General features: G+C 60.6%; 31 protein-coding genes and 2 pseudogenes. 9 read left to right on the top strand and 24 right to left on the bottom strand.

The features are described 5' to 3' along the window. Positions 1–138 precede the first annotated feature (138 nt). Positions 139–690 (bottom strand): AAA family ATPase, encoded by a 552-nt coding sequence (locus tag EJA05_RS14355; RefSeq protein WP_125858759.1) that lies wholly within the window; start codon positions 688–690, stop codon positions 139–141. Beyond that, complete coding sequence (pnuC, locus tag EJA05_RS14350) at positions 687–1,253, bottom strand: nicotinamide riboside transporter PnuC (RefSeq protein WP_125858758.1); 567 nt, start codon at positions 1,251–1,253, stop codon at positions 687–689. The genes EJA05_RS14355 and pnuC overlap by 4 nt, the downstream gene beginning before the upstream one ends. A 184-nt stretch (positions 1,254–1,437) precedes the next feature. Here pnuC and EJA05_RS14345 point away from each other — a divergent pair, with 184 nt between their 5' ends. Next, positions 1,438–2,694 (top strand): DUF2599 domain-containing protein, encoded by a 1,257-nt coding sequence (locus tag EJA05_RS14345; protein WP_190305982.1) that lies wholly within the window; start codon positions 1,438–1,440, stop codon positions 2,692–2,694. Here the strand turns inward: EJA05_RS14345 and EJA05_RS14340 are convergent. The 4 genes and pseudogenes from EJA05_RS14340 to EJA05_RS28760 all read right to left on the bottom strand — a co-directional run. Continuing rightward, a protein-coding gene (locus EJA05_RS14340; RefSeq protein ID WP_190305981.1) for an IS5 family transposase occupies positions 2,691–3,547 on the bottom strand; the annotation gives its coding sequence in 2 pieces (ribosomal slippage) (positions 2,691–3,199 and positions 3,199–3,547; 858 coding nt in all). The two genes, EJA05_RS14345 and EJA05_RS14340, sit on opposite strands and share 4 nt — an antisense overlap. A gap of 92 nt (positions 3,548–3,639) precedes the next feature. After that, positions 3,640–4,330, bottom strand: a pseudogene (locus EJA05_RS14335) (transposase). Between the two features lie 353 nt (positions 4,331–4,683). Then, a complete protein-coding gene (locus tag EJA05_RS28765; protein WP_374045888.1) occupies positions 4,684–5,418 on the bottom strand; it encodes a methyl-accepting chemotaxis protein in 735 nt (244 codons plus the stop codon). A gap of 138 nt (positions 5,419–5,556) precedes the next feature. Next, positions 5,557–6,228: pseudogene (locus EJA05_RS28760) on the bottom strand (cache domain-containing protein); the annotation flags it as partial. A 387-nt stretch (positions 6,229–6,615) separates the two neighbouring features. On the opposite strand from EJA05_RS28760, the gene EJA05_RS14325 reads away from it, so the two are divergent. After that, positions 6,616–7,446 carry an undecaprenyl-diphosphate phosphatase gene (locus tag EJA05_RS14325; RefSeq protein WP_125861319.1) on the top strand — a complete coding sequence of 277 codons (831 nt, stop codon included), beginning with the start codon at positions 6,616–6,618 and terminating at the stop codon, positions 7,444–7,446. Further along, positions 7,446–7,868, top strand: coding sequence for a DUF1294 domain-containing protein (locus EJA05_RS14320; RefSeq protein WP_125858755.1), 423 nt, complete (start codon positions 7,446–7,448; stop codon positions 7,866–7,868). The genes EJA05_RS14325 and EJA05_RS14320 overlap by 1 nt, the downstream gene beginning before the upstream one ends. Positions 7,869–7,903: 35 nt before the next feature. Here EJA05_RS14320 and EJA05_RS14315 read toward each other — a convergent pair whose 3' ends face one another. Further along, entirely contained in the window at positions 7,904–8,266 is a 363-nt protein-coding gene (locus EJA05_RS14315) for an MmcQ/YjbR family DNA-binding protein (protein ID WP_110994517.1), read from the bottom strand. Continuing rightward, positions 8,259–9,161 carry a LysR substrate-binding domain-containing protein gene (locus EJA05_RS14310; protein WP_125466205.1) on the bottom strand — a complete coding sequence of 301 codons (903 nt, stop codon included), beginning with the start codon at positions 9,159–9,161 and terminating at the stop codon, positions 8,259–8,261. The genes EJA05_RS14315 and EJA05_RS14310 overlap by 8 nt, the downstream gene beginning before the upstream one ends. 132 nt (positions 9,162–9,293) lie before the next feature. Here EJA05_RS14310 and EJA05_RS14305 point away from each other — a divergent pair, with 132 nt between their 5' ends. Both EJA05_RS14305 and EJA05_RS14300 read left to right on the top strand, forming a co-directional pair. Continuing rightward, complete coding sequence (locus EJA05_RS14305) at positions 9,294–9,905, top strand: FMN-dependent NADH-azoreductase (RefSeq protein WP_110994519.1); 612 nt, start codon at positions 9,294–9,296, stop codon at positions 9,903–9,905. 135 nt (positions 9,906–10,040) lie between these two features. Further along, entirely contained in the window at positions 10,041–11,099 is a 1,059-nt protein-coding gene (locus EJA05_RS14300; protein WP_125858754.1) for an alpha/beta hydrolase family protein, read from the top strand. On the opposite strand, the gene EJA05_RS14295 is transcribed toward EJA05_RS14300, so the two are convergent. From EJA05_RS14295 to EJA05_RS14255, 10 genes are all read right to left on the bottom strand, one after another. After that, on the bottom strand, positions 11,049–12,239 hold the full coding sequence (locus tag EJA05_RS14295) for an MFS transporter (RefSeq protein WP_125858753.1): 1,191 nt from the start codon (positions 12,237–12,239) through the stop codon (positions 11,049–11,051). The two genes, EJA05_RS14300 and EJA05_RS14295, sit on opposite strands and share 51 nt — an antisense overlap. A gap of 217 nt (positions 12,240–12,456) precedes the next feature. Beyond that, positions 12,457–14,043 (bottom strand): ABC-F family ATPase, encoded by a 1,587-nt coding sequence (locus EJA05_RS14290; RefSeq protein ID WP_125464165.1) that lies wholly within the window; start codon positions 14,041–14,043, stop codon positions 12,457–12,459. Between the two features lie 20 nt (positions 14,044–14,063). Further along, positions 14,064–15,188, bottom strand: a complete 1,125-nt coding sequence (locus EJA05_RS14285) for a site-specific integrase (RefSeq protein ID WP_223811821.1) — start codon at positions 15,186–15,188, stop codon at positions 14,064–14,066. After that, complete coding sequence (locus tag EJA05_RS28415) at positions 15,098–15,430, bottom strand: hypothetical protein (protein WP_223811820.1); 333 nt, start codon at positions 15,428–15,430, stop codon at positions 15,098–15,100. The genes EJA05_RS14285 and EJA05_RS28415 overlap by 91 nt, the downstream gene beginning before the upstream one ends. Before the next feature lie 82 nt (positions 15,431–15,512). After that, positions 15,513–16,307: a DNA-methyltransferase gene (locus EJA05_RS14280; protein WP_125858751.1), complete on the bottom strand. Its 795-nt coding sequence runs from the start codon at positions 16,305–16,307 to the stop codon at positions 15,513–15,515. A gap of 43 nt (positions 16,308–16,350) precedes the next feature. Beyond that, entirely contained in the window at positions 16,351–16,656 is a 306-nt protein-coding gene (locus EJA05_RS14275) for a hypothetical protein (protein ID WP_125858750.1), read from the bottom strand. After that, the gene (locus EJA05_RS14270) at positions 16,653–17,036 is read right to left on the bottom strand and encodes an ASCH domain-containing protein (protein ID WP_125858749.1); all 384 of its coding nucleotides are present in this window, start codon (positions 17,034–17,036) and stop codon (positions 16,653–16,655) included. The genes EJA05_RS14275 and EJA05_RS14270 overlap by 4 nt, the downstream gene beginning before the upstream one ends. Continuing rightward, positions 17,033–17,230: a hypothetical protein gene (locus EJA05_RS14265; RefSeq protein ID WP_125858748.1), complete on the bottom strand. Its 198-nt coding sequence runs from the start codon at positions 17,228–17,230 to the stop codon at positions 17,033–17,035. The genes EJA05_RS14270 and EJA05_RS14265 overlap by 4 nt, the downstream gene beginning before the upstream one ends. Next, entirely contained in the window at positions 17,227–17,556 is a 330-nt protein-coding gene (locus tag EJA05_RS14260; protein ID WP_125858747.1) for a hypothetical protein, read from the bottom strand. Before EJA05_RS14260 ends, EJA05_RS14265 begins: the two co-directional genes overlap by 4 nt. 587 nt (positions 17,557–18,143) lie before the next feature. Continuing rightward, positions 18,144–19,094, bottom strand: a complete 951-nt coding sequence (locus EJA05_RS14255) for a DNA cytosine methyltransferase (RefSeq protein ID WP_125858746.1) — start codon at positions 19,092–19,094, stop codon at positions 18,144–18,146. 330 nt (positions 19,095–19,424) lie between these two features. Here EJA05_RS14255 and EJA05_RS14250 point away from each other — a divergent pair, with 330 nt between their 5' ends. Together EJA05_RS14250 and EJA05_RS14245 are read left to right on the top strand one after the other, a co-directional pair. Beyond that, positions 19,425–20,351, top strand: a complete 927-nt coding sequence (locus tag EJA05_RS14250; protein ID WP_125858745.1) for a hypothetical protein — start codon at positions 19,425–19,427, stop codon at positions 20,349–20,351. Between the two features lie 85 nt (positions 20,352–20,436). Next, entirely contained in the window at positions 20,437–20,790 is a 354-nt protein-coding gene (locus EJA05_RS14245; RefSeq protein WP_125858744.1) for a hypothetical protein, read from the top strand. Here EJA05_RS14245 and EJA05_RS14240 read toward each other — a convergent pair. After that, positions 20,774–21,127 (bottom strand): hypothetical protein, encoded by a 354-nt coding sequence (locus EJA05_RS14240; RefSeq protein WP_125858743.1) that lies wholly within the window; start codon positions 21,125–21,127, stop codon positions 20,774–20,776. The genes EJA05_RS14245 and EJA05_RS14240 overlap by 17 nt on opposite strands. 212 nt (positions 21,128–21,339) lie before the next feature. After that, on the bottom strand, positions 21,340–21,690 hold the full coding sequence (locus tag EJA05_RS14235; RefSeq protein ID WP_125858742.1) for a hypothetical protein: 351 nt from the start codon (positions 21,688–21,690) through the stop codon (positions 21,340–21,342). A 202-nt stretch (positions 21,691–21,892) separates the two neighbouring features. Here EJA05_RS14235 and EJA05_RS14230 point away from each other — a divergent pair, with 202 nt between their 5' ends. Next, positions 21,893–22,771 (top strand): hypothetical protein, encoded by an 879-nt coding sequence (locus tag EJA05_RS14230; RefSeq protein ID WP_125858741.1) that lies wholly within the window; start codon positions 21,893–21,895, stop codon positions 22,769–22,771. A gap of 87 nt (positions 22,772–22,858) precedes the next feature. On the opposite strand, the gene EJA05_RS14225 is transcribed toward EJA05_RS14230, so the two are convergent. Beyond that, a complete protein-coding gene (locus EJA05_RS14225; protein WP_125858740.1) occupies positions 22,859–23,572 on the bottom strand; it encodes a hypothetical protein in 714 nt (237 codons plus the stop codon). 114 nt (positions 23,573–23,686) lie between these two features. Here EJA05_RS14225 and EJA05_RS14220 point away from each other — a divergent pair, with 114 nt between their 5' ends. Next, on the top strand, positions 23,687–23,890 hold the full coding sequence (locus EJA05_RS14220; protein WP_125858739.1) for a hypothetical protein: 204 nt from the start codon (positions 23,687–23,689) through the stop codon (positions 23,888–23,890). A gap of 301 nt (positions 23,891–24,191) precedes the next feature. Here EJA05_RS14220 and EJA05_RS14215 read toward each other — a convergent pair whose 3' ends face one another. The 3 genes from EJA05_RS14215 to EJA05_RS14205 all read right to left on the bottom strand — a co-directional run bounded on the left by EJA05_RS14215 (position 24,192) and on the right by EJA05_RS14205 (position 25,468). Next, complete coding sequence (locus tag EJA05_RS14215; RefSeq protein ID WP_125858738.1) at positions 24,192–24,575, bottom strand: hypothetical protein; 384 nt, start codon at positions 24,573–24,575, stop codon at positions 24,192–24,194. Between the two features lie 81 nt (positions 24,576–24,656). Further along, entirely contained in the window at positions 24,657–25,202 is a 546-nt protein-coding gene (locus EJA05_RS14210) for a hypothetical protein (protein ID WP_125858737.1), read from the bottom strand. Continuing rightward, on the bottom strand, positions 25,199–25,468 hold the full coding sequence (locus EJA05_RS14205; protein WP_125858736.1) for a hypothetical protein: 270 nt from the start codon (positions 25,466–25,468) through the stop codon (positions 25,199–25,201). The genes EJA05_RS14210 and EJA05_RS14205 overlap by 4 nt, the downstream gene beginning before the upstream one ends. Positions 25,469–25,481: the final 13 nt, after the last annotated feature.

Here is a 25,481-nt window from a genome sequence, read left to right as displayed (position 1 = left end):
CACAGGTGCCGCAGGCCGCGTAGTACGGGGGATGTGAAGAGATTGTCGGGCAGTGTCTCAGTGCTGACACACTTCCCTCACTTCTGGGCGGCGGCCCCCATTTGCGGGGGCTGCGGGGTGGTGGGGTGTATCAGTGCATTAACATTCGGTAGCACAGGCTGGCACCTTGCCATCGAGCAGCCGCGCCACGGCGGCGAGGGCGGCAGCACTGCGCTGGGGCCAATCGCCCTCGATCACTTGATAGGGTCGTTGCTGTGCCTGTAGCCAATCCAGGCTGTCGGCAAAGAACTGCTGGCGCTGGGCAAGCTCAGGCTGGCAGCGCATGCCATCGCCCACCCAGGCCACACCCTCGGGCCTCAGCAGCAGGTGCAGGTCGTAGTGGCGTGCGTTGAGCGCCTGCTCTATCCAGGGCGGGCAATCTGCGAACAGCGCGCGGCTCCAGAGGATGTTGCTGAGCAGGTGGGTGTCGAGAATCAGCAGGGACGGCGCCAGCTGGCGCGCCTGATCCTCCCACTGCAACTGGCCGCGGGCGATGGCGGGGATGTCGGCATAGCAGGTGTCGCGCTGCTCCTGCTCGATGAAATGGCGCACGTACTCACCCACCAGCACGCCACCGAAGTGCGCCTGGATCTCACCGCCGAGCCAACTCTTGCCGCTGGATTCCGGGCCACACAGCACCAGCGTCTTCATGCGGCCGCCAGTGCCGGGTCGCGGCGCCACTCAAGCCAGCCACGCACGGCAATCAGGGTGAACAGGGCGTACAGTGCGGCAGTGAGGTACAGGCCCTTGTACAGGAACAGGCCAACGAAGATTACGTCCAGCACCATCCACAGCACCCAGCATTGCAGGCGCTTCTGTGCCATCCACAGCTGCGCTACCAGGCTGAAGCCGGTGAGCGCCGCATCGAGCCAAGGCTGGGCAGCATCGGTGTAGTGGGCCATGGTCGCACCGAGCACAAGGCTGGCGACTAGGCCGGTGCCAAGGCCTTTGAGCATTGGCGCCAGGCCCAGACTCGACACCTGGCGCGCGTCTTCCACGCGGTCCGGACGGGTCCATTGCCACCAGCCGTAGAGTTGCAGGACCGCATAGACCAGTTGCAGCAGCATGTCCGAGTAGAGCTTCACTTCATAGAAGATCCAGCTGTACAGCACCACCATGACCAGGCCGATCGGCCAGCACCAGGGGTTCTGCCGGACAGTGAGCCAGACGGCGATGACGCCGAGCGCGGCGGCGAAGAGTTCGAGGCCGGACATCGGCGATCCTTGACGGGAATTGAAGGCGGCGATTGTAACCTGCAATAGGGGGGCAATTGGGAACGATGCAGCGACCTGTCATTTTTGCCAGTTTTCTGCACAGGTGGCGCACGCCAAGATGCAGTCACGCACCGGGCCAAGGTTGTGCCAGGCCAGGCGACAGACTTTCCTTGGAGCGACGATCATGCTTGGGCGTCCCATACTCGTTTTGACAACCCTTGTGCTCGCAGCCTTTGATTCTGCACAACCAGTGGCATTGGCTGCCACCTGCGAACAGACGGCAGAAAACCTGCAACGACGATATGCACAGACTCCAGCCTATTGCAGCAGTGATTCGGCGCCAGGCTTTCTCTGCTCGGGCGTGGTGCTCAGAGGCACGGAGCCCGCCGCCAGGGATGGTCTCTACAACACTTGGGACGCCGACGCACCCACACGCTTGAACGATGCGGTGTCATACGCATTCCTGCGCAGTGACGCCAACTTCAAGCGTTTGACCAAGGACCATCAGAGCGGCTACATCCTGTACCCGATCATGGAGCTCCAGGCACCCAAACATCGATACGAAGTGCTGTGCGCATACCCGGTCGACGGCGGCACGGCTGAGCGCAGCGAAGCGGGCTGCGGCACCTTCGCCCAGGCGGCGGACCCTTCGATTGGTCGGTCGTGCCATACACAAGGCATCCTGGATGGGCGTGCCTGGGTTACACACTATGAACAAAGCACCCAGGGCGATAATCGCAACGCCTGTGGGTTTGCCGTGAATGACGCCCTCAACCAGCAGGCGGTGAGCAACTTCAACGCCGCGCTCCAGGCCATGAGAAACAAGCGCAGCCTGTTCTTCCGTGAGAACGAACTGCGTATCAAGGATTGGAGTGCCTCGACCCCTGTGGCGCAGTTGCCCATCGAGTCGTTCTTCTACATTGCGGGTAACGAGCGAGGCCTGGCCAACGCCAGGCTCGAGCAACATCGCTACTTCAGGCAGAGCAATATCTGGGTGCCGATCATCGCCGTGACGCTGCCGCAGTCTCGCAGTGCCAAGGCCCAATTCGTTTGCCAAAGCAGCGACCAGGCCATCGCCGAGGGCACGCCGACTCCGATCAACGAGTACGTCCAGCTAGGTGAATGGATCAGGCGCAACGATGTCGGCAGTGAGGGTGTGGAGTGGTCCCTGTCGCTCGAACCGACGCCGTTGGGGCGGGAGCAGAGCACGCCGCAAGGGTACGCCAGGATGTATGCCGAAATACGCCGCAAATATGGCAACGATTACCAGTGGCTGCAGAATGATGGCGGCGGCATGTACCGCCAACTGGTCTGCCACTTGAACATCGCCAGAGACAAGGACCGCTACAACCTCGAACCGTTCAGGCACGATCTGAGCCAAGAGGACTCCGACAATGCGGGCTGCAATCCGGTACGGATCCTGGAGCAGGGCAAAGGCTAGGCTCTGTCTGAAAAAAGCCGTCGCATACACCGCATGACGCAAGCCAGCGAGACCATTGCGGCATAACTTTTTGCGAGCTTGTCGAAGCGCGTGACGATTCGGCGGTTCTCTTTTAGCCAGCCGAACATGCGTTCGATGATGTTGCGCTGTCGATATTTGGGGCGATCAAACAGTCTCGGCAAGCCGGGTTTGGGCTTGCGTTTCATTGAGCGCAGCGGAATGACCGGCTGCATCCGATATCGATCGCAGTAACGGCGCAAGGCCTCGGCGTCGTAGCCTTTGTCAGCCAGCAACCATTTGCATCGTTTGCGTGGACGACCACGCTGGTTTGTCGGGATGCTGACATCATCAAGCAACGGCTGGGCATAGCTGATGTCGCTGGCTTGGCCGCCAGAGAGAAGGAAGCGCAACGGTATCCCGTTGGCGTCGCAGAGCATATGGATTTTGGTTGTCAGGCCGCCGCGACTGCGGCCTAGAGCGTGATCGGCAGGCTCGTCAGGCCCCCTTTTTTCCGCGCTCCAGATGAAGCACGGGTTGCTCGAACAGCGGTCGAATCGATCATCCAGGTGTGGGGATCGATCAAGCCTTTGTCATTGAGTCTGAGGTGCAATCGTCTGAGCATCTGATCGAATGTTCCGCGGTTTCGCCAGAGTCGGAAGCGGTGATAGACCGTTGCCCAAGACCCGAAGCGCTCGGGCATATCTCGCCAGGCTGCTCCTGAGCAGAGCACCCAGAGCACACCATCGAGCATCAAACGATCACTGCTGCGGGGCCTGCCCCTGACGTGGGCCGCCGTAAAGAGGTCGGCGACCACTGCCCACGCTTCATCCGAGAGTTCATAACGCTTTGCCATCACAGAATTCCTTTCCGTAGATGGCCGGCGACTGTACAGAACCCAGGCTGTTCCGAGGCCACATTTCAGTTTCTTAGGATTTCAGACAGAGCCTAGGTTCTGTACGAAAAGAGATGTCGCAAACACCGCATGGAACAAGCCAGTGAGACCATTGCGGCATAGCTTTTCGCGAGCTTGTCGAAGCGTATCACGATGCGGCGGTTCTCTTTCAGCCAACCAAACATGCGCGCGATAATGTTGCGCTGTCGGTACTTGGGCCGGTCAAACAGTCTGGGTAAGCCAGGCTTGGGTTTGCGTTTCATTGAGCGCAATGGGATCACGGGTTGCATTCGGTACTGGTCGCAGTAGCGGCGCAGCGCTTCAGCGTCGTAGCCCTTGTCGGCGAGCAGCCACTTGCAGCGCTTGCGCGGGCGGCCACGTTGGCTCGATGGAATGCTGACTTCGTCCAGCAGATGCGGCCTAGAGCGTGATCGGCAGGCTCGTCAGGCCCCCCTTTTTCCGAGCGCCGGATGAGGCTCGGGTTGCACGTACCGCGGTTGAGTCGATCATCCAAGTTTGCAGATCGATCAAGCCTTGCTCATTCAATCTCAGGTGTAAGCGTTTGAGCATCTGATCGAATGTCCCCTGATTTCGCCAGCCGCGAAACAGTTGATACACCGTTGACCATGGGCCGAAGCGGTCCGGCATATCTCGCCACGCAGCGCCCGAGCAGAGCACCCAGAGCACGCCATCGAGCATCAGGCGGTCGTTCAGGCGTGGCCGCCCTCGGCTTTGAGTTTCGATGAAGAGATCGGAGACAACATCTCAGGCCTCGTCCGAGAGTTCGTAACGCTTTGCCATCACAGAATTCCTTTGCGTAGATGGCCGGGAACCCTACAGAATTTCAGCTTCTGAGGGGCGTCGATTCAGTTTCTCGGGATTTCGTACAGAGCCTAGGGTTCGTATGAAAAGTCGCCGAGCGGCGATCAGGCAAGGCGAAAACAGGCGAGGAACGGCCGGGGTCGCGCTCGACTTGACTGTAGTCAATGAGCATTCTGAGCCTGTTTTCAACGCAGCATGGTCGTCGCGCAGGCACTTTTCCTACAAAGCCTAGCGTGGGCGGGAGGGCCTCCCCGGGTAGGGAGGCCCTGGCGTGTTCAGACTCTGAACTGGCGCAGCAGTTGTTCCAGATCGCTGCTCAGGCGTGCCAGTGCGACGCCGGAATCGCTGGACTGGCGTGCCGCCTCGGCGGTCTGCTGGGACAGCCCGGCGGTTTCGGTGACGTTGCGGTTGATCTCTTCCACCACATGGGACTGCTGCAGGGTGGCGCTGGCGATCGAGGCGTTGAGTGCGCCCAGGTTGTTCAGTGCCTGGCTGATGGCATCCAGGCTGGTGCCCGCCTCGCGGGCCTGGTCGACGGTCTGGCGCGAGGCCTCGCTGCTGGTGTCGATGGCCCTGACCGCGGCCTCGGACTGCCCCTGCAGGTGCTCGATCATGGTCTGGATTTCGGCGGTCGACTGGGCGGTGCGTTGGGCCAGCAGGCGCACTTCGTCGGCGACCACGGCGAAACCACGGCCCTGCTCGCCGGCACGGGCGGCCTCGATGGCGGCGTTGAGGGCAAGCAGGTTGGTCTGCTCGGCGATGGCGCGGATCACTTCCAGCACGCCGCCGATCTTGGTGCTGTGGCTGGCCAGCTCGCGGATCACCTGGACCGCCTGCTCGATGGTCGCCGAGAGCCGGTCGATCTGCTGCAGGCTGCCGTGGATCGCCTGCTGGCCATGGCCGACCTGCTGCTGCGCGTCGCGCATCTCGCTGGCAGCCTGTTCGGCGTGCTTGGCCACGTCGTGCACGGCGTAGCTGACTTCGTTGATCGCCGTGGCCACCTGGTCCATCTGCAGCGACTGCTGGGTGCTGCGCGCCTGGGCGGCACCTGCGTTGTCGCCGACATGCCCCGCCGACTCGGCGAGGGCGTGGGCGGCGCCCTGCAATTGGCCGATCACGCCCTGCAGCTTGCCGTTGAAACGGTTGAAGTGCTCGCCCAGATGGGTGATCTCGTCGCGGCCGTGGGTGTCCAGGCGCCGGGTCAGGTCGCTTTCGCCGCTGGCGATGTTGCCCATGGCCTGCACCGCCTCCTGCAGCGGGCGGGCGATGCTGCGGGCAATCAGCATTACCACCAGGGCCATCAACAGGGCGATGCCCAGGCCAACCAGGGACGCGTCGCGCAGCTGGCGGGCGAATTCGGCCTGCACGTCGTCGATGTAGACGCCCGAGCCGATGACCCAGCCCCACGGCTCGAACAGTTGTATATAGGAGGTCTTGGCCACCGGCTCGCTGGCGCCGGGCTTGGGCCAGCGGTAGTCGACCGGGCCGGCGCCCTGGGCACGGGCCAGCTTGACCATTTCGTTGAACACGGCAAACCCGTCGGGATCGCGGATGGCCGAGAGGTCCTGGCCGTCGAGCTTGGGGTTGGCCGGGTGCATGATCATCTTCGGTTGCAGGTCGTTGATCCAGAAATAGTCGCTCTGGTCGTAACGCAGCCCGCGCACCACTTGCAGGGCCTGCTGCTGGGCGGCTTCGCGGCTGAGTGTGCCGGCGGCCTCCAGGCCCTGGTAGTGCGCCAGCACCCCTGCGGCGGTCTGCACCACATGGCGGGTCTTCTCGGCCTTGGCCTGGTACAGGTCGCCATGGATCTGGCGCAGCATCAGCAACCCCAGCACCAACAGCATGGCCACGGCCACCAACAGGATCAGCCACAGGCGGCGGCTGATCGACATCGACCTCAGGGTCTTCATGATGCGTTACTCCGGTCTTGTTCTTTTTATCGAAAGCATCCAAGCATGCTTTGCCGCCAGGCCCCACACGACCAACGGCTAAGTGCGCAGTGCGCGCGATCCGTGTTGCAGGTAACGCAAGCCTTGAACCAAGGGCTCTGCTAGGATTTCGGCCGTGCCAGATGAAACCTTTAGGCCGCTGGGCATTTATGCTGGCGTTGCCACTGCTGTCGCTGTAAAACAGCCGCGCCGCGTGCGGCAACTACGTGCAAATCACTACAAGCGGCCCGCCAGGAGCGGTGCTGCATCGGGGGAATGATGGATTTTTGGAGTGCCTTGCAGGCAATCATCTTGGGCGTTGTCGAGGGCCTGACGGAGTTCTTGCCGATTTCAAGCACCGGGCACCAGATCATTGTCGCCGACCTGATCGGTTTTGGCGGTGAGCGGGCCATGGCGTTCAACATCATCATCCAGTTGGGCGCAATCCTTGCGGTGGTCTGGGAATTCCGGCGCAAGATCTTCGACGTGGTGCTGGGCCTGCCCACTAAAGCACCGGCGCGGCGCTTCACCGCCAACCTGCTGATCGCCTTCATGCCGGCGGTAGTGCTGGGGGTGCTGTTCGCCGACTTGATCCACGAGTACCTGTTCAACCCCATTACCGTGGCTGCGGCCCTGGTGGTCGGTGGGGTGATCATGCTCTGGGCCGAACGTCGCCAGCACCGTATCGAGGTGGACCATGTCGATGACATGAGCTGGCACCATGCCCTTAAGATCGGTTTCGTCCAGTGCCTGGCGATGATCCCAGGCACCTCGCGTTCCGGCTCGACCATCATCGGCGGCCTGCTGTTCGGCCTGTCGCGCAAGGCGGCCACCGAGTTCTCGTTCTTCCTGGCCATGCCGACCATGGTCGGTGCGGCGGTGTATTCGGGCTACAAGTACCGCGAGCTGTTCCAGCCCGGCGACCTGCCGGTGTTTGCCCTGGGCTTCGTGGTGTCGTTCATCTTCGCCATGATCGCGGTGCGCGCGCTGCTCAAGTTCATCGCCAATCACAGCTACGCCGCGTTCGCCTGGTACCGCATCGTCTTTGGTCTGCTGATCCTGGCCACCTGGGAGTTCGGCTGGGTCGACTGGTCGACGGCGCACGGCTGATGGCGCGCCCGCAAACCGCTGCCCGTGGCGAGGCCCAGGGCGTACGCAATCCACGCCTGAAGCTGCTCGCTCTGGCCATGCTTTGTTTGCTGCCGATATTGGGCGGCCTGCAGATGGGCTTGAGCGGGCAGTCGTGGCTGCCATTGGCACTGTACCCGCTGGTGAGCCTGGTGAGCCTGCTGCTGTACTGGCAGGACAAGCAGCAGGCGCGCAACCAGGCCTGGCGCACCCCGGAGAAAGTGCTGCATGCCAGCGAGCTGCTCGGTGGCTGGCCCGGGGCGCTGCTGGCCCAGCAGCTGTTTCGGCACAAGACCCGCAAGCTGTCCTACCAGCTGGTGTTCTGGGGCATCGTCGCGCTGCACCAGGTGTTCTGGTTCGATCACCTGCTGCGGGCTGGCCGCGGGCTGGGGCAGTTGCTGTAGGTAGCCATCGCTGCGACTTGCCCCGCGCTGCAGAATCAATCCAGCAACAACCCCACCTGCGTGCGCTTGGGCAAGCGCCGCACCACCAACTGGTGCGAGCGGCGCAGCAGGTCGCACAACTCGTCACGGCCCACGGGGTAGGGCGCAACCATGCTGACCCACTTCGCCCGTGCCAGATAAGGCGCCGGGCGAATGCCCGGGCGGTCGCAGTAGCCCAGGAACAGGTCGTCGGCCACCTTGAACGACAAGCCGGCACCGCCCAGGTCGGCGACGGCAAACATCTTGTTGCCGGCCACCGAAAACACCCGGATCCCGCCCCACTTGTAATCCTCGCGCGCCCCGGGCAATGCCAGGCAGAACTGCGCGATCTGTTCCTCTGTCATCCTTTTCTCAGACATAGCGCTCTCCACAGGCCTCGAACGAAATCGCCAGGTGATCGATCCACGCCCGCACCGCCGGCAGCAGGCCGCGTCGGTGCGGATACACCGCCTGCAGGAAGCCGCCGGGCAGCGACCAGTCCGGCAGCAGGCGCACCAGTTCTCCACGTGCCAGCTCTTCCTCGCAGAACATGCTCGGCAGCGCGGTGAAGCCCAGGCCGGCACGCACGGCGGCGTTGCGCACGACGAAGTCATCGATGGCCAGGCGTGGCTCCAGGGCCACCTCCTCCTGGCGGCCGTCCGGCCCGTGCAGGCGCAGGTGCACCAGCCGGTCCGCCTCGGCGGCGCCCAGCACTGGCAGGCTGGCAAGCTCGGCGGGCTCGCGGATATGGTCGGCAAAACCCGGTGCGGCCACCAATTGCATCTGCGCCTGGCGCAGGCGACGGGTGACCAGGGCCGGGTCTTCGTCACCCAGGTCACGCACACGCAAGGCCACGTCGATGCCTTCGGAAATCAGGTCGACCCGGCGGTTGAGCAGCACCATGTCCAGCTGCACCAGCGGGTACTGGGCCAGGAAACGGCTGATCACCTCGGGCAGGAAGGCATGGGCCAGGGCCACCGGGCAGGACACCCGCAGCCGCCCACGGGGTTCGCTGGACATGCTGGCCACCACTTCATCGGCCATCTCCGCCTCCAGCAGCATTGCCTGGCAATGGTGCAGGTAGCGTTCACCCACAGCGGTCAGCTTCAATTGCCGTGTGGTGCGTTGCAGCAGACGGGTGCCCAGGCGTTCTTCCAGTTCGGCGATACGCCGTGACAGGCGCGACTTGGGGATGCCCAGCTGGCGACCGGCCGCGGCGAAACCGCCGGCTTCGACCACCTGGGCGAAATAGAAGAGGTCGTTGAGGTCTTGCATGGGCATTCTCACTGTTCTACCAGTGGGACAAACTAACGCATTTTTGCTGCCTTATCAGCCATTCACTGCTTCGATAGGATTCTCCCCATCGTGATCGCCCACCACCGCGGTCTTCATTCACAGGAGAGTCCCATGAAACTGTTGCACATCGATTCGAGCATTCTGGGCGACAATTCCGCCTCCCGTCAGCTGAGCCGCGAAGTGGTCGACGCCTGGAAAGCCGCCGACCCGAGCATCGAAGTGGTCTACCGTGACCTGGCTGCCGACGCCATCAGCCACTTCTCCGCCGCCACCCTGGTGGCTGCCGGTACCCCGCAGGACCTGCGCGATGCCGCCCAGGCCCACGAAGCCCAACTCAGCGCCGAAACCCTGGAAGAGTTCCTTGCCGCCGACGCGGTGGTGATCGGTGCACCGATGTACAACTTCAGCGTGCCGACCCAGCTCAAGGCCTGGATCGACCGCATCGCCGTGGCCGGCAAGACCTTCCGCTACACCGAAGCCGGCCCTGAAGGCCTGTGCGGCGACAAGAAAGTGATCCTGGTGTCCACCGCCGGCGGCCTGCACCAGGGCCAGCCAACCGGTGTTGGCCATGAAGATTTCCTCAACGTCTTCCTTGGCTTCATCGGCATCACCGATGTCGAGACCGTCCGTGCCCACGGCCTGGCCTACGGCCCTGAGCACCGTGCCAAGGCCATCGATGCGGCCCAGGCGCAAATCGCCGGCGAGCTGTTCGCTGCCGCCTGATCAGCCGAGTCACGACAAAGCCGATCGTCGCCTTGAGCGCCGATCGGCTTTTTTTCATTCAGTTTTCATGTAGCTGTGCTTGGCCGGGTTCTATGCTGACGAAATACGTCTGCCCGGCCACGGGAGCGCCCCTGCATGACTCCGTTTCGTACCCTGTTGGCCATCGCCCTGTTCGCTGGCCTGCTGGCCCAGGCCAACGCGGCAACCTGGGTCGCCGGCCTGCACCGGCTCACCCTGGCCGACCCAGTGGACCGCAGGCCCATGCAGGCGCTGGTGTTCTACCCCTCCAACGGCGAGGCGCGGCCTGTGCGTATCGAGGGCTATCAGACCCGCGTTGCCCAGGACGCACCTGTGGCCATGGGGCGCTTCCCGTTGTTGGTGATCTCCCACGGTAATACCGGCAGCCCCATGGCCCTGCATGACCTGGCCAACGGCCTGGCACGCCAAGGCTTCGTGGTGGTGGCGGTCATCCACCCCGGCGACAACAGCCGCGATCGTAGCCGTCTCGGGACGCTCAGTAATCTCTATGGCCGGCCGCTGCAGGTCAGCGCTGCGATTACGGCCGCACGCGCCGATGCACTGGTCGGCCCCTATCTGAATGACGGCAAAGTTGGGGTGATCGGCTATTCGGCCGGCGGCGAGACGGCGTTGATCCTGTCTGGCGCGCAACCCGACCTTGATCGCCTGCGCCGTTACTGCCAGCAACGCCCCAACGACGCCGACGCCTGCAAGACCCATGGTGTGCTGATTGCCGACCACAGCGAACTGGAGCCACGGGCCGATGCGCGGGTAGGCGCGGTGATGCTGATGGCGCCCCTGAGCCTGATGTTCGGCCGCCACGCCCTGGCCGGGGTGCATGTGCCGGCGCTGATCTACAGCGGCGACTCAGACCAGTTGCTGGCCCTGGAGCACAATGCCGATGCCCTGGCGCGCAAGCTGCCGCAGACGCCGGACTACCGGTTGCTGGCCGGGGCCGGGCATTTCGTATTCATGGCGCCGTGCGACGACGAGCAACACCTGCGCATGCCGGTGCTGTGCAAGGATGCCGACGGTGTCGACCGCCGGCATATCCACCGCTCGCTGCGCAGCGAAACCACGGCCTTCTTCAGCCAGGCACTGGGGGCGCCCGAGCCTGCAGAGCGATCAGCCGCGCTGGGCGCGTCGGGCCAGCAGCAGGGTCAGGCCAACCCCTGACAAGGCGAGCAGGGCGGCGACGGCGAAGATCGAGGCGTAGCCCAGTTGTATCGCCACCGCGCCCATCAGCGGGCCGGCAATGGCCAGCGCCAGGTCGAAGAACACCGCATAGGCACCCAGCCCGGCACCTCGGCTGCTGCTGGGCACCTGCCTGATCGCCTCGACGCCCAGCGCCGGGTACACCAGCGACAGGCCGAAGCCGGTCAGCCCTGCGCCGACCATCGCCCACAGCGGCGACGGCGCCTGCCACAGCAAGGCCAGCCCCAGCACCTCGGTGGCCATGCAGGCAATCGCCACGTTGTAGCCACCGAAGCGGTTGACCGCGTTGACGAACAGCAGCCGCGAAACGATGAAGCACAGGCCGAACGCGCTCAGGCACAACGCAGCACCCGTCCAGCCGCGCTCCAGGTAATAAAGGGTGACGAAGGTGGTCAGGGTGCCGTAGCCGATCGACGCCAGGGTCAAGCCCAGGCCGCAGGGCGCCACACGGCCGAACGCCGACCAGAAGGGCAGGCGCTCGCCGCGCACCACCACCACGTCCGGGCGCTTGCGCAGCGCCAGCAACGCGCTCAGTGCCAGCACCAGCAGCGCCGGCCCCAATATCCAGAACCCCTGCATATCCACCAGCAGCACACCGACCGGCGCACCGATGGCGATGGCGCCGTAGGAGGCGATGCCGTTCCACGAGATCACCCGCGCGGTATGCTCCGGCCCCACCTGGCCAATCCCCCAGCTCAAGGTCGCCACCCCGATCAAGCCTTGGGCGATGCCCAGCAGCAGGCGCCCGCCGAGCAACAACAGCAGGCTCAGCCAGGGCAGGGAGAGGGTCCAGGCCGAGAGCAGGGTGAGCACGCCGCAGCCGGCAATGCCATACAACCCGAAGCGAATCGCCCGCTTGCCGCCCAGGGTGTCGGCGACCCGCCCGGCAAAGGGCCGGCTGAGCAGGGTGGCGAGGTATTGCAGGCCGATGGTCAGGCCGGCGACCACTGCGCCGTAGCCAAGTTGGTCGTGGACATGGCTGGGCAGCACCGCGATCGGCAGGCCGATGCAGAGGAAGGCGATGAAGGTATAGAAGACGATGGCGAGGATTTGCAGGGTGATGCTTGAGGTGTCGCCGGGGGCGGGCTGTTGCGCGGTCATGGGCACGTTCGCGGGTAGGCGGTTGGGCGTACCGGCATCATGGCCGTTGTGCGGGGGAAAAGAAAGCAGGCTAACGAATTATTCGTTGAGCGATGCGCACAGGAACATCGCGGGGCAAGTCGCAGCGGCGCACCGCCGCTCCCACGTGCTACCAACGTGGGAGCGGCGGTGCGCCGCTGCGACTTGCCCCGCGATGATTCAGCTGACGGTGTTCAGCTCAGACCACCACTCCCTGGCTACGCAGGTAGTCGTCGTAGGTGCCGCTGAAGTCCACGGTACCTTCGGGCGTCAGCTCGATGATACGGGTGGCCAGCGACGACACGAACTCACGGTCGTGGCTGACGAACAGCAGGGTGCCCGGGTAGTTTTCCAGCGCCAGGTTCAGCGCCTCGATCGATTCCATGTCCAGGTGGTTGGTCGGCTCGTCCATCACCAGCACGTTGGGCTTTTGCAGGATCAGCTTGCCGAACAGCATGCGGCCCTGTTCACCACCGGAAATCACCTTCACCGACTTGAGGATCTCGTCGTTGGAGAACAGCATGCGGCCGAGGGTGCCGCGGATCACCTGTTCACCGCTGGTCCACTGGCCCATCCAGTCGAACAGGCTCACGTCCTCTTCGAAGTCGTGGGCGTGGTCCTGGGCGTAGTAGCCCACTTCGGCGCTGTCGGTCCACTTCACTTCGCCCTTGTCCGGGGTCAACTCACCGACCAGGGTGCGCAGCAGGGTGGTCTTGCCGATACCGTTGGGGCCGATGATCGCCACGCGCTCGCCGGCTTCGATGGTGAAGCTGAAGTCTTTGAACAGCACCTTGTCGTCGAAGGCCTTGGCCATTTTCTCGACGATCACCGCCTGGCGGTGCAGTTTCTTCGTTTGATCGAAGCGGATGAACGGGCTCACGCGGCTCGACGGCTTGACCTCGGCCAGCTGGATCTTGTCGATCTGCTTGGCCCGCGAGGTGGCCTGCTTGGCTTTCGAGGCGTTGGCCGAGAAGCGGCTGACGAAGCTCTGCAGTTCGGCGATCTGGGCTTTCTTCTTGGCGTTGTCCGACAGCAGCTGCTCGCGCGACTGAGTGGCGGCAGTCATGTACTCGTCGTAGTTGCCCGGGAACAGGCGCAGCTCACCGTAGTCCAGGTCGGCCATGTGGGTGCAGACGCTGTTGAGGAAGTGACGGTCGTGGGAAATGATGATCATGGTGCTGTTACGCGCCGTGAGGATCGTTTCCAGCCAGCGGATGGTGTTGATGTCCAGGTGGTTGGTCGGTTCGTCCAGCAGCAGTACGTCCGGGTCCGAGAACAGCGCCTGGGCCAGCAGCACGCGCAGCTTCCAGCCCGGCGCCACTTCGCTCATCGGGCCGAAGTGCTGTTCCAGCGGGATACCCAGGCCCAGCAGCAGCTCGCCTGCGCGGGATTCGGCAGTGTAGCCGTCCATCTCGGCGAATTCGGTTTCCAGCTCGGCGACGGCCATGCCGTCTTCTTCGGTCATTTCTGCCAGCGAGTAGATGCGATCGCGCTCGGCCTTGACCTTCCACAGCTGCTCGTGGCCCATGATCACGGTGTCGATCACGGTGAATTCTTCGTAGGCGAACTGGTCCTGGCGCAGTTTACCCAGGCGCGTGTTTGGCTCGAGCATCACCTGGCCGCCGGACGGATCCAGGTCACCGCCGAGGATCTTCATGAAGGTCGACTTGCCGCAGCCGTTGGCGCCGATCAGGCCGTAGCGGTTGCCGTTGTTGAATTTGACCGAGACGTTTTCGAACAGCGGCTTGGCGCCGAATTGCATGGTGATGTTAGCGGTGGAGATCAAGGAGCTTACCTATCAGTAACTTACGTGGCTTCGTCGCAGCTACGGACCAATTTCGGACCAATCTGGAGCTTTTGCAGCTCCTGCCAGTCGTTGGACGAGTTGATCCAACGTGCATACGTCGATAAGAGCATCTGCACGCTGTGCCCGAGCTGTTGGGCGATAAATGCGGGGTTGAGACCAGACATTAAGCATATTGTCGCATAGGTGTGGCGGCAGTTATACGGGGGACGATATCTGACCCCCAAACCCTTGAGGATTGGGCGCCACTGGTGGTGCAGATCCGAGGTCTGCTTGACGTGCTCCCCATTTTTACCCGGCGGGAAGACGAACGGCGACTCGGTGAACTGCCCTTTGCCCTGTTTCCGGCGCTCCGCATACTGCTTAGCGAATTCCAGCGCGTGCAGTGCTCGTTCGTTGAGCAGTACGAAGCGATCCCTTCCGGTCTTCGTCCGCTCCTCTACCACCCCTAGCGCAATCGTCCGCCGCACGTGAACGGTCTTCTTCACCGTGTCGACGGTGTCCCAGCGCAATGCCAGACCTTCGGACAACCGCAGGCCGGTGAAGAACATGAACTCGAAGAACGCAGCATAGATCTGGCTAGGCCAGTGCTTGTGCTTGTACAGCTCGGCAATGATCGTGTTTGCTTCTTCCAGGGTGAACGGGTCAACCTCTTTTCGTGAGCGCGCTGGCAGTTGGATGGCTTCCGCCGGGTTTCGGGCGATCAATCCGTCTAGCACCGCAGAGCGGAGGATGGTCGACAGCTTGATCATCGCGTTGCGCTTCACTGAGGGCGAGGCCCATTCGGTCGAGGCGACGATCCGGCGGAGAAGTGTGGAGGTGATCAGGTCGATGCGCACCAAGGCGAGATGCGGAACCCAATAAAGGTTGAGGGTGCCCTTGTAGTTCAACCTGGTACCCGCGGCGATCTCCCGGCTGTCCAGCCACAGCTGCGCGTATTCACCGAACGTAGGAACACCCCCCACGACAGCGGCGGAGCTAGGGAACAGTTCCGCATACTTGTCGTGGTCGAGTAGGTTGAGCTTGATCAGGCTGTTTACTTTATCGCGAAGCTGGGATGCAGCCTTGATGCCTTTTTGTGTCGGGGGGTAGGGAAGGGTTTCACTTCGGCGAGTACCTTCCCACATGAACCTGAGCCGGAGCGAGCCATAGTGGACGTCGATGCCAGGGGGTAAATCCATTGGCTTTCCAGCCATTCGTCGTACCTCTTTTTGCTGTAGATGATCCGGCCGCCGTGCTTCATCCAAACGCCTTCGGGAATCGCTCCGCGCAGGCGCCGGCCTTCCAGGGCGCGCTTGGTGCAGCCGAGCAGGTCGGCCATTCGTTTTTCGGTGACCTTGTCGACGTCACCGGTGCTTTCGGTTTCCATGGGATGGTCTCCACGCCGCCGGTGGCGGCAATAGCTCTCCACGCCCGCGCATGTTGGCGGGCTTGAGTTGTAGGGGGAGGGGTTAGGCGCGCGCTTCGAACAGCTCGATCTGCGCTGCCTGGGTGTCGCGGATGCTGATTGCCTCGGCGATACGCTGCCGGGCAACATCGATGTAACCAAGCGGATTGCCATCCTCGTCGGTGTCTCTCTCGATGCCGATGAAACGTCGGCCCAGCTGGATGCAGGCAACGCCAGTGGTGCCGCTACCCATGGTGTTGTCGAGCACCACATGGCCGGGGTTGGTGTAGGTGGCAATCAGAAATTGCATCCATGCCACGGGCTTCTGGGTCGGGTGAAAGCTGGCCTTCTGCTTGTCGCTCGAAAAGAATTGCACCGAGCGCGGGTATCGGTCTGTTGAGTCGTACTCGGTGAGCGACAGGGCTTTCCCGTAGCACTCCGAGCTGACCGTCTTCCGCTTAGCCGTGCGCCGCTCATGGCCTGAGGTCATCTGTGGGTTGTACACCGGCTGGCGTCGGTAGAAGACCTGGGCGCTTTCGTGTGCCCGCAGCGGCTGCTTCTTGGCGTTAAGGAAACCGGTGGCGTTGCCTTTCTCCCAGATCCACTCGTAGCGGTAGTCACGGGGGTTGCTGGCCACCACCAGCGAACTGAACGGCTGTGCCGCACAGAGCACGATCGCGGCCTCAGGTTTGGCGATCCGCAGGTACTGCTCCCACAGAGATTCAAAGGGGATGACCACGTCCCAGGTGCACTGAGTTGTGCCGTACGGCAGGTCGGCCAGGATTAGGTCGACGCTTGCATCCGGGATCGATTTCATCACCTCCAGGCAGTCGCCGTGATACAGGCTGACGTCGTTCATCGCGGCCCCCTGTAGATCAGGTAGGCCATGTAGGCGAGGGCGATCATTGTGCACCGCCTGCGGCCAAGGCCTCAGCCTTCAGCGATGCATACGCCACTCCATCCAGCGCGCTGTCCTCGTGGAACTTGTCGGGGTTCTGCCACTGGCGCACGTCCTTGACGATCTGCATCAGGAGCCAGCCTTCGGCCTCGGTGAGGTGATGGCCGGTTATCGCGTTGAAGGCCTGGACTGTCTTCGCCATGCTGCGGGTGCCGTCCGGTGCGTCGTACTGCTTGCCGCGCTCGGCCTGCACGTCGATGGCGGCCTGCAGGAAGTCGGTGGATTTCTTCACTTCGATCAGGTCGGTCATCCCAGCACCTCGTCAGGCACATCAAAGAACCCCAGGCGCCCCTTCATCGAGACGAACGGCAGCGGCTTCGGATCGCGCAGTACGAACCCTTTCTCACTCATGTACCAAGGCGATTCGCTGTAATCGACGCTGTCAACAAGCTCAACTGAGCCAATGATCCCGCCTCGCAACAGGTTGTCAGGTGGCACCGGGAAGGGGGGCTTGACACCCCTTTGCGCCATGAAATCGAACGCTGAAAGAAACTCGCGACGGGTCATGCCGGCCGCGGCGTGCACCAAGAAGCGCCCCCGAAACTTTGTGTGCCAGGATCGATTCTCGATGTCCTTCCCGCCACTGATGATCAGCCAGGCCCAAGGCTGGCGAATTGAAAGTGCCTTCACAGCGAATACCTCTCTTCATTCCATGGCGCAGGCGCACCTGCAGGTGTTGGTCCGTTCTGCTGTTCGTGCGGGGAGAGCTGGCGCTCGTTGCTGGCCTGCAGCTGGCAAACCTTGGTCTCGCGACCGACGAACATGCCCAAGACGAAGACCTCCGTCAGGACCAGCACCCCGATCACGACCTTGTAGCTCTTCATGGTTTCACCTCGCGGCGACCCCACCAGCACACCGGGCCGTCATCGGTGTCGTGGATGGCCAGGCAGAACCAGCCATCGCCCTCTGGCTTGCTGGGCTCCCAGTAGCCGCAATGCGGCTCATCAGATGCGAAGTACCGATCAGCGATCTCTTCTGGGGCGTCGGTCTCTAGGAAGACCATGGCGACCTGCAGGCCTTGTTGGGCAAACCAGGCTTTGCACCTCTCGCCGTCGCCCTCGTCGAAGTCGGGCAGGTCCGGGTGTTCGAACATTCCGTATTCGTCGCGCACAACCGGCGCGGACTGGATCAGCTTGATTTCTTCAGGCATGACGATTCCTTGGCCGCCTTATCGCGGCAGTGAATAGAGGGGAGAGGGGCGGGACGCTAAATGGGGTTGAGAAAATATTCTCTGGTTTCCCCCTATCCCGTCTTTTGAAGCTCTCGGTGTCCCCACAAGAGGAGACACCCCATGAAAAAGCTGATCGAAGAACTCATTTACCAAGTCTTGCTGGATCTGGTCATGAAAGCGTTGTACCGGCTGGCCGAGTGGCTGACCGCATTGCCTTGGGAGAACTGGCTTGTCTGAGTCAGGGGGGGAAGCCCGCTCGCCAGTGGGATTCGCCCGAGCCAGTGCGGCCTTAGTCGGTGGGGGAGACGAGGACAGCCGCAACTACCAAGTTTTCGCCTGCCCCCATGTCGCCGCATGGGCCTCTTCCGCGCCGAGGCTCACGCCGCTCCGCATGGAGGGGAGAGGGGTTACAGCTGGATTGAGTGCAAATGTGCTCCAGATAAAAACCCTCACGTAATCACGGAGGAAATGGTTCCTCTGGATTTATGTGGAGGCCTTTTATGGAAGATCTGATTCAACTAATCGCACTGGCGGATGCGATTGTTCAACTCATCACGGGCATAATTTCATTGGCTCAGGCGATCAAGCTGTTGCTGGATCCGCCGGCCAATCCACCGCACGACGAAGACCGCCTTGCTGTTGCCGATCGCCTTGTAGCGCGGGCCGTCCGGGCATTCGGCTGCGGGCTTGTCGCGATAGGGGATCAAGGTGTGGTTGTCAGGGAATCCCTGGCAGCGCTCCCATTCGAGAGGGCTTGTCCTGCGAACCCCGCCGGGCTCCAGTACGTATGCCTCTCGGTCATCGAGAGCCCCCCCCCCTTGAGCCGTGAGAGTAGGATGAAGTGCGAACTTCTCTGGCCGTCCCGGCGGGCAATCCCTGCGAGGGCCTTCGCGCTCAAAAAGTACTTCGAGGGGATCGAACCCTGCTCGAGCACTTGCGACAACGAACACACGGCGGCGTCGTTGGGCCAGGCCGAAATATTGGGCATCCAGAACCCGCCATGCGACTGTTCGCGTGGGTCCATACACACAACCAGCGTCCTTCCATTTTCCCCCTGGCGGTTGGAGTTCTTCGGATTCGCCCACCAGGGCGCCGAGGAAGCAGCCAAACGCGTTGCCTTTGTCGGAGAGGACACCGGGGACGTTTTCCCAGAGGCAGGCAGCCTCGGGCTCGCCACGCTTTGTTCGAACATGGTCAATTGCATCGAGCAGCTCCACGTATTTGATTGTGAGGGCGCCCCGGGGATCGGCTAGGCCTTCGCGCATACCTGCCACGCTGAAGGCTTGGCAGGGCGTGCCGCCGACCAGCACCTCGGGTGCCGGGATCTTGCCGGACAGCACCATGGCAGCCAGGCGGGTCATGTCGCCGTGGTTCGGCGTTTCGGGGTAGTGGTGAGCCAGCACCGCAGCGGGGAATGGCTCGATCTCGGCGTACCAAGCGGCACGCCAGCCCAGCGGGTGCCAGGCTACGGTCGCAGCTTCAATACCGCTGCAGACGCTACCGTAGGTTATTGGCATAATGGCCTCAGGCCGGTATGGGCGTGATTTTTCTGTCTGGCGCCCTATCGTTCGAACTTTGCCTATCATGATGTTTTGATGGATCACCTTGTTATGGTTGACTTTCTAGGCTTGGCTAAAGTCGCCATACATAAATTAATTTGCCATTGAGGGTGCAGTAAAGATGGGTGTTTCTGAAGTTCTTGAAAATAAAAATGAAAAGTATTTTCAGGATGAAGGGTTTCGAAATTTATTATTGGAGTTGTCCGAACGATCCGAGATGGTGAAGATAAGGATTCTTTATTTTTTGATAGGTCTGTTGCGCGATTTATATATGTGTCGCTGAGTGTGATGGCTAAAAATGATGCTAGATTTGATAAGGCGTGCATTTTTAATATTGCTATAAATGGCAATAAGTTCAGAAGCTTAGTAAGACAGGCAGCTTCCGTAGAGAACTTATCTGTGCGCGATGTGGAAGTGATCGCTGCCTATGCGTATGGGTTTTCTGTTGAATACCAAGTTGTAGATAGCGCTGACCTCCCGTCCGACCTTGCGATTGCAATGCAGGAATTTATAAAATCAGAACTCGGAGCGGAAGCTAAAGGTCATGTTGAGTATGTTCAATATTCAATGTTGATTGGCGTGATGAGATATTACTTGCAAGGTAGTGATTTTGTTTCTATAAAAAACCTGCCAGGCCTGATGAAGAAGGCACAAGATGCAAACAAGCTTGTGAGCCAGAATGTTGACTCTAAGCTGAAGGAGGTTAAGGAGTTAGAGGATGCGTTGACGAAGTTGAAGACTAAGTTTAATTTCGTCGGGCTCAGTCAAGCTTTTGGGCAGATGAGGAATTACAAGCGGTGGGAGAGGCTCTATAATTTTATTGGGCTTATACTGCTTGGTGGGGCAATGATCAGTCCTGCGATCGCGAAGATTTATTGCTACTATTTTGAGGTTCCTCTACCTCCTATGGATATTTATACTGCTGTTTCGGTAGCGGCGCTAGAGTTATTGTTGGTGTTCTTTTTTAGGGTTGCCTTGCATAATTTTAGGGCCGTTAAGGCGCAGATTCTACAGCTCGATTTACGCGTGGCTCTGGTTCAGTTTATTCAAGATTATGCAAAATATGTCAAAGGCCAAAAAAATGAAGGGGGAGTTTCTTTGGAGAAATTTGAGCAAGTTGTTTTCAGTGGGCTTGTTAGTGGAGAAAGCGACCTCCCATCAACATTCGACGGGCTGGATGGCTTGGCGAAGATTATTAAAAATTTAAAAAAATGAGCTTTTAATAACGTCTCGCCCGCTGGAGTGGAGTAATTTTTGAAAATTAGTATGTTAGCGGGGAGGCTGGATATTAGTTTGATACATGACTAAATCGGACGTCGTAGGTGTTGAATTCTTCGAAGTCAGTCCCCCCGAGCAAGATGGCCAATTGGTTTGGGAAGGGGTATTACGAGTGACCGGCATGGGGCTGGATCAAAAGGAGTTGGTAGTGGCGTTCAAGACAAAGCAGCAGCACGAACTGGTCGCAATACTCTCGGCTGGAGCAGGGCTGGACCTAGAAGTGAAGACCAAGATGCAGCATGAGATCGTCGCGCTGGCCCAAGCTGCAAAACTGGGTGGCGGACACCTGATTCTCAACGGACTGTCAACGAAGCAGCAGCACGAACTCGTCGCTATTGCTACTGCTGGCAAGGGGCATGTCACGTTGAAGGACTGACAATCTCGTCGCCAGGCTCGCGCTTAATTTCTGCCAAGCTGGCATCTTCGAACTGACGCGCTAGTTTTGGCGAGATGTAAAAAGCTGGCGCGTCAGGTCGTTCCAGTCGACGCGCCCGCTCTTCATGTTCCTGCGCAATCCACGACAAGGCCAGGTCCTGCCAGAGCTCCTGCACCTGGTCGTAGCCATGGCGCTCGATCTCGGCTGCCATGGCAATCTTGATCCCTTCCGGCATGTTGAAGTGCACCTTCTCGATGCCAAGCTTCGTGGCTTTCTTCTTCTGCCGGTCTCGGTAGTCCGCTGAGTGTTTCGCGGCTCCAGTCTTCTCCTCGGCCACGCCCGATACCTCCCAAGCCGCTGGGCGGCAGATTGATGTGTTGTTGACGCCGGCCGTGCCGGACGCGTGCGGTGATGCGGCTCATGCTGCTTTCTTCTCGTCTCAGGCTTGTAAGGTGGCCATTACCTTCTGCAATTGGGTCTTGTAGAACTGGCTTACGGCAATCCCCATTGCATGGCCTCCAGCGCGGCATGGGAAAGGTGCGGTCGTAATCAGTCGAACAGGTGCTCGCGCTGCCCTGTCGCTCGGTAGTGCAGGTCCTGAATGGCCCACTGCTGATCAATGGTGAACAGCGGGTTGCAGGTGGTGCAGTGACCCGCGATCTTGATGGCCTGGGACGACAGCGAGATCGGTGGGTAGTCGCGAAGGCAAGACGGGCATTGAACTGCGTGAGCGCCGCAGCAACTGATGGCGGCGTCCTCGTCGTCATGTATGGATTTGCACGTCGGACACTCATAAAGCTCATAGATATCCGGCTGGCAGCATTCCCGTGCTCCGTCTTCGTCGTCGTGGATTTCGTCGCAGGAGCTGCACTTGTAGAGCGTCCTGATCTGAATCTTCATGAGGCCTCCATGCAGGCGCCGCCCTCGCCGGGGTGGCGTGATTCGTTAGAGTGGTTGTGGGATCTGCGATTCGGCCGGGATTAGTACCGTGGGTGCCAGGCTACGGTCGCAGCTTCAATGCCGCTGCAGACGTTTCCGTAGATGATGGGCATGGTGGCTCCTGGCCTGTATGATTGGCAAAGGATTAGCGTAGGAACGACGAATGACTGGTGATTGTTTTAAGTTGCTATTCAGCATGGAAGGCGCGTCAGCGTTGATGGCGCAAGTTTTCGGTGTTGTTGGTCTTCTTTGGATGCTTATATTCAGCTTTATACACCGAGATATTGTGTCTTCAACCAAGCTGATTGGTAGCGCACTTGTTTTAGGTATGGCTTTTGCGGCAAATCACGTTGTTACATACGGATTGTCGATCTTTATAGTTGCTACATTGGTGACTGAGTTGCACTTTCTAGAAAAAATAGCAGCGCTATTTTGGAATCGAGACAAATACTGGGAACATCTTCAAAAGCAAAGCCCATCGGCAGTCGAGGAGAAAGCTGAGGCCGAGGCTCTAGAAATGCAAGGCGAGTCTATCCCGGTTGGCAATGCACCGTCGCAGGGCGCTACGCTCGGCGAAGTTGGAACAGGTGGAAAAAATGAAACACCTGTTACTTCTCGATCCAGTACTGAAAAAAGCAACCTTGTTGAGAGGTTGCTTGATACTGAGGATCGAGTGCTTCTGAATCTTGTTCAGCCCGGCGGCTACTTCGAAGGTGGGAAGTTGCTGAGAAGTTATGCGGTCCGGTATGAAGGTAAATATGCACAGTTTGATGGGATTATAAAGTTTGCTGATTCTCATTATGTTGTGGAAGTTAAGCATGGCACTAATGTGAGTCTCGCTAATGCTGCTATTTCGAAAACAAAAAATCTTGCGGGAACTTACAGAAAGGTTCTTCTCATGCAAGGGGAGGAGGTTAGCGTTAGGCCTGTTGTACTCTTCCCTGACACGATTGAGAAGCAAGGAATTGACACATCTAAGGTCATGCTGTTCGTCTTCAATAGTGAGAATTATGGCGTGACTAGATGGGCGAATCATCGATAACGTATGCGTGCAGGCGCCGCCCTCGCCGGGGCGGCGTTATTCGTTATCGCTTGAGATGGGAAGGCGCTAGCGGGCAGCGCCCGAGGGTCAGGCGGCAGCGGCCTGCTCTTTGATCGCCATGATGGCGTTGGCAGCGTGGCGAACGTAGTACAGGCGCGCCATCAGGTTCGGGCATGGCTTGCTGATCTTCGTCTCCCAGAGGTCGCTGCCGCCGATCAGCGACTCATTGCTCTGGAGGAAGTCGTAGGCAAGCACCAGTTCGGTATCCCGGCCTTCGGCGAAGGTCTCAACCTCCTCGATAACATCGGCCAGGTCGCTGAACGGTAGCCGCAGGTCACCGGCGTCTTCCTGGTCGCGCAACCATCCGACCAGCAGCTCTGCCTGATCGAGCGTGGCTCCTTGGTCCGGGATGGCGCTGATCCCCCCAGGGATCTGATCGGCATCAAACTCCTCATCAATGCGGCCAACGATGCAGCTGCAAACCGTATCGCGAATGCTGTCGAAGTCGATGACCTCGCGCTTGCAGGTACTCTCCAGTTTTTCGTGCCGATACCCGTCGCTTTGGTGGCGCAGGAAGTTGATGCCGTAGTCGGCGCCGACATGCCATAGCAGCCCTTCGATATCGCCGAACATCGACATGCCGTAGGCGGTGACGCAGATATCGAAGTGGTAGACCCGGGTGCCAGGCTGCTGGCAGCGCCAAACCTCGACGCCGTTCTCATTCACCAGCTGGGTGTATTGGTGCTGGGCCAGGTCTTCAGCGACGCGGGCGGCGAGTTCGGAGCGTTCTTGGTCTTTCATGGCTTTCTCCATGCATGCGCCGCCCTCCGTGGCCGGATGCGGCATGGTGGCTTAGTAGTGGCTTGTGATTTATGATCCGGCGCATCGTTACGACCAGACCAAGAAGGGATGCTTATGAAGCTGCGAATCGCTGCGCTCGGCCTGCTGGCCGTACTTGCTGGCTGCACCACTGCTGGCCCCTATGTGACCAGCATCTCGAGTGATGGCCGCAATGGCCTGAACATCGAGAAGTGCTCTGTGAAGCTAAACGCCTTCATGGGTACCGTCAGCAATACCGAGTGCACATCCCAGAACGTTCGCCTCAGCCGGACTGAGTGATAGGGGCTGTACGAGCCTGGCGTCATGGGGTATTACGGGTGACCGGCAGGGAGCCGGGAAAAGGAGTCAGTTGTGGCAATCGAGAAGAAAAGAGAAAGTCGTAGTACCACTTATGGCCGAAGCTTGATTAGCGAGATCTCAGGTCCGCACACGCGCAAAGCGAAGGGCAATACGCCGGAGTACAAGTACTTCAAAATCAGGAGCTCCGTTTACAATCGCGACGGGAAAGAATTGTCGCTTAGCGTAGATAGTCGAGACCTGAAAACAGAGTGTTCCAGCACTGCGCTCGAGTCGGGGTTCACTACTGCTGCTGAATGGGCCAACTCGCACTTCTGAGTAGCGGGGGCTCTATTTCGTCACCGGGGTCTCGCCTCAGTTCCGTCATGCTCGCCGCCTCGAACTTACGCGCTAGTTTTGGCGAGACGTAAAAAACTGGCGCGTCAGGTCGTTCAAGTCGACGCGCCCGCTCTTCAGGTTCCTGCGCAATCCACGACAAGGCTAGGTCCTGCCAAAGCTCCTGCACTTGCTTGTAGCCGTGGCGCTTGATCTCTGCAGCGAGCGCTTTCTTGATCCCGACAGGCATCTTGATGGCGACTTCCTCGATGCCCAGCTTCTCGGCCTTGTCCTTCTCGCGTGCCCGGTAGTCCGCTGAGTGCTTCGCTGCCCCGGTCTTCTGCTTGGCCATGGCCGATACCTCCCAAGCCGCTGGGCGGCAGATTAATGTGTTGCTGACGCCGGCCGTGCCGGACGCGTGCGGTGATGCGGTTCATGCTTTTCGTTGTGCTCGTTTTTCGGCGGTGGTCGGGAAGTCGATCGCGAACTCGCGAAGGATCCGGCCGAGTTGCTTGTAGGAGATGGCCAAGTGTCGGACCACATCGACATGCCTCATGCCGACATTGCGGAAGGCGATGATCTGCTCGGCCTTGGCCCTGTCCGCCGCGGGATTGCTGAGCTTCTTGCCCAGGTTGCCCTTGCCGCGTCGCGGATCGGGCTGGAATTTGAACTGGCCGGCGAAGGCGTACCGAACGAGGCATGCCTGCGACAGGCCGGTGTTGGCCATTGCCTCGGCATAGGTCATGCGCCTGGCCAGCTCGCGAACCTCTTCGATCTGCTGCAGCCTCTTTTCCGACCTCTTATTCACCGGCGGCGCTTTCACGCGCCCCGGCTCAAGATCGCGGTGCACGCGCCGCGGAACGTACTCGCTGGCTGGCAGGCTCTGCACTTGGCCGCCATCAAGGAAGAAGCTATTGATGCTCGCATTGAGCTGGGCCAGCACGGCAGCGCGCTGGTCCTGGTTCGTGGCAGTGTTCATTGCAGGGCCCTCTGCTTGCTTGCCGCCCCGGCCTCCATCGCGTCCACGAACCGCATCGCAGCCTGATGGCTGAAGCAGAAGCCCTTGGTCAGCCCGGTGGCTATCTCGATGACGTGCCAGGCCTTGCCTTTGGCTACAGCCTGGAATCGCGGGCCAGGCGGCGGAGCAGGGCGCCCGATCTTCTCGTAGAACTCAGCGGTTGCCATGAGGGTGCGGCTACGCATGTCGGCCAGGCCGCTCACGCGCTCTTGTAGGCGAGGGTGCATGGGGTGTTCCTCT

It is taken from the genome of Pseudomonas oryziphila (assembly GCF_003940825.1).
Classification (GTDB): Bacteria; Pseudomonadota; Gammaproteobacteria; order Pseudomonadales; family Pseudomonadaceae; genus Aquipseudomonas; species Aquipseudomonas sichuanensis.
Note: the sequence above shows the minus strand (reverse complement) of the source record. Positions and strands in the feature narration are given on the sequence as shown.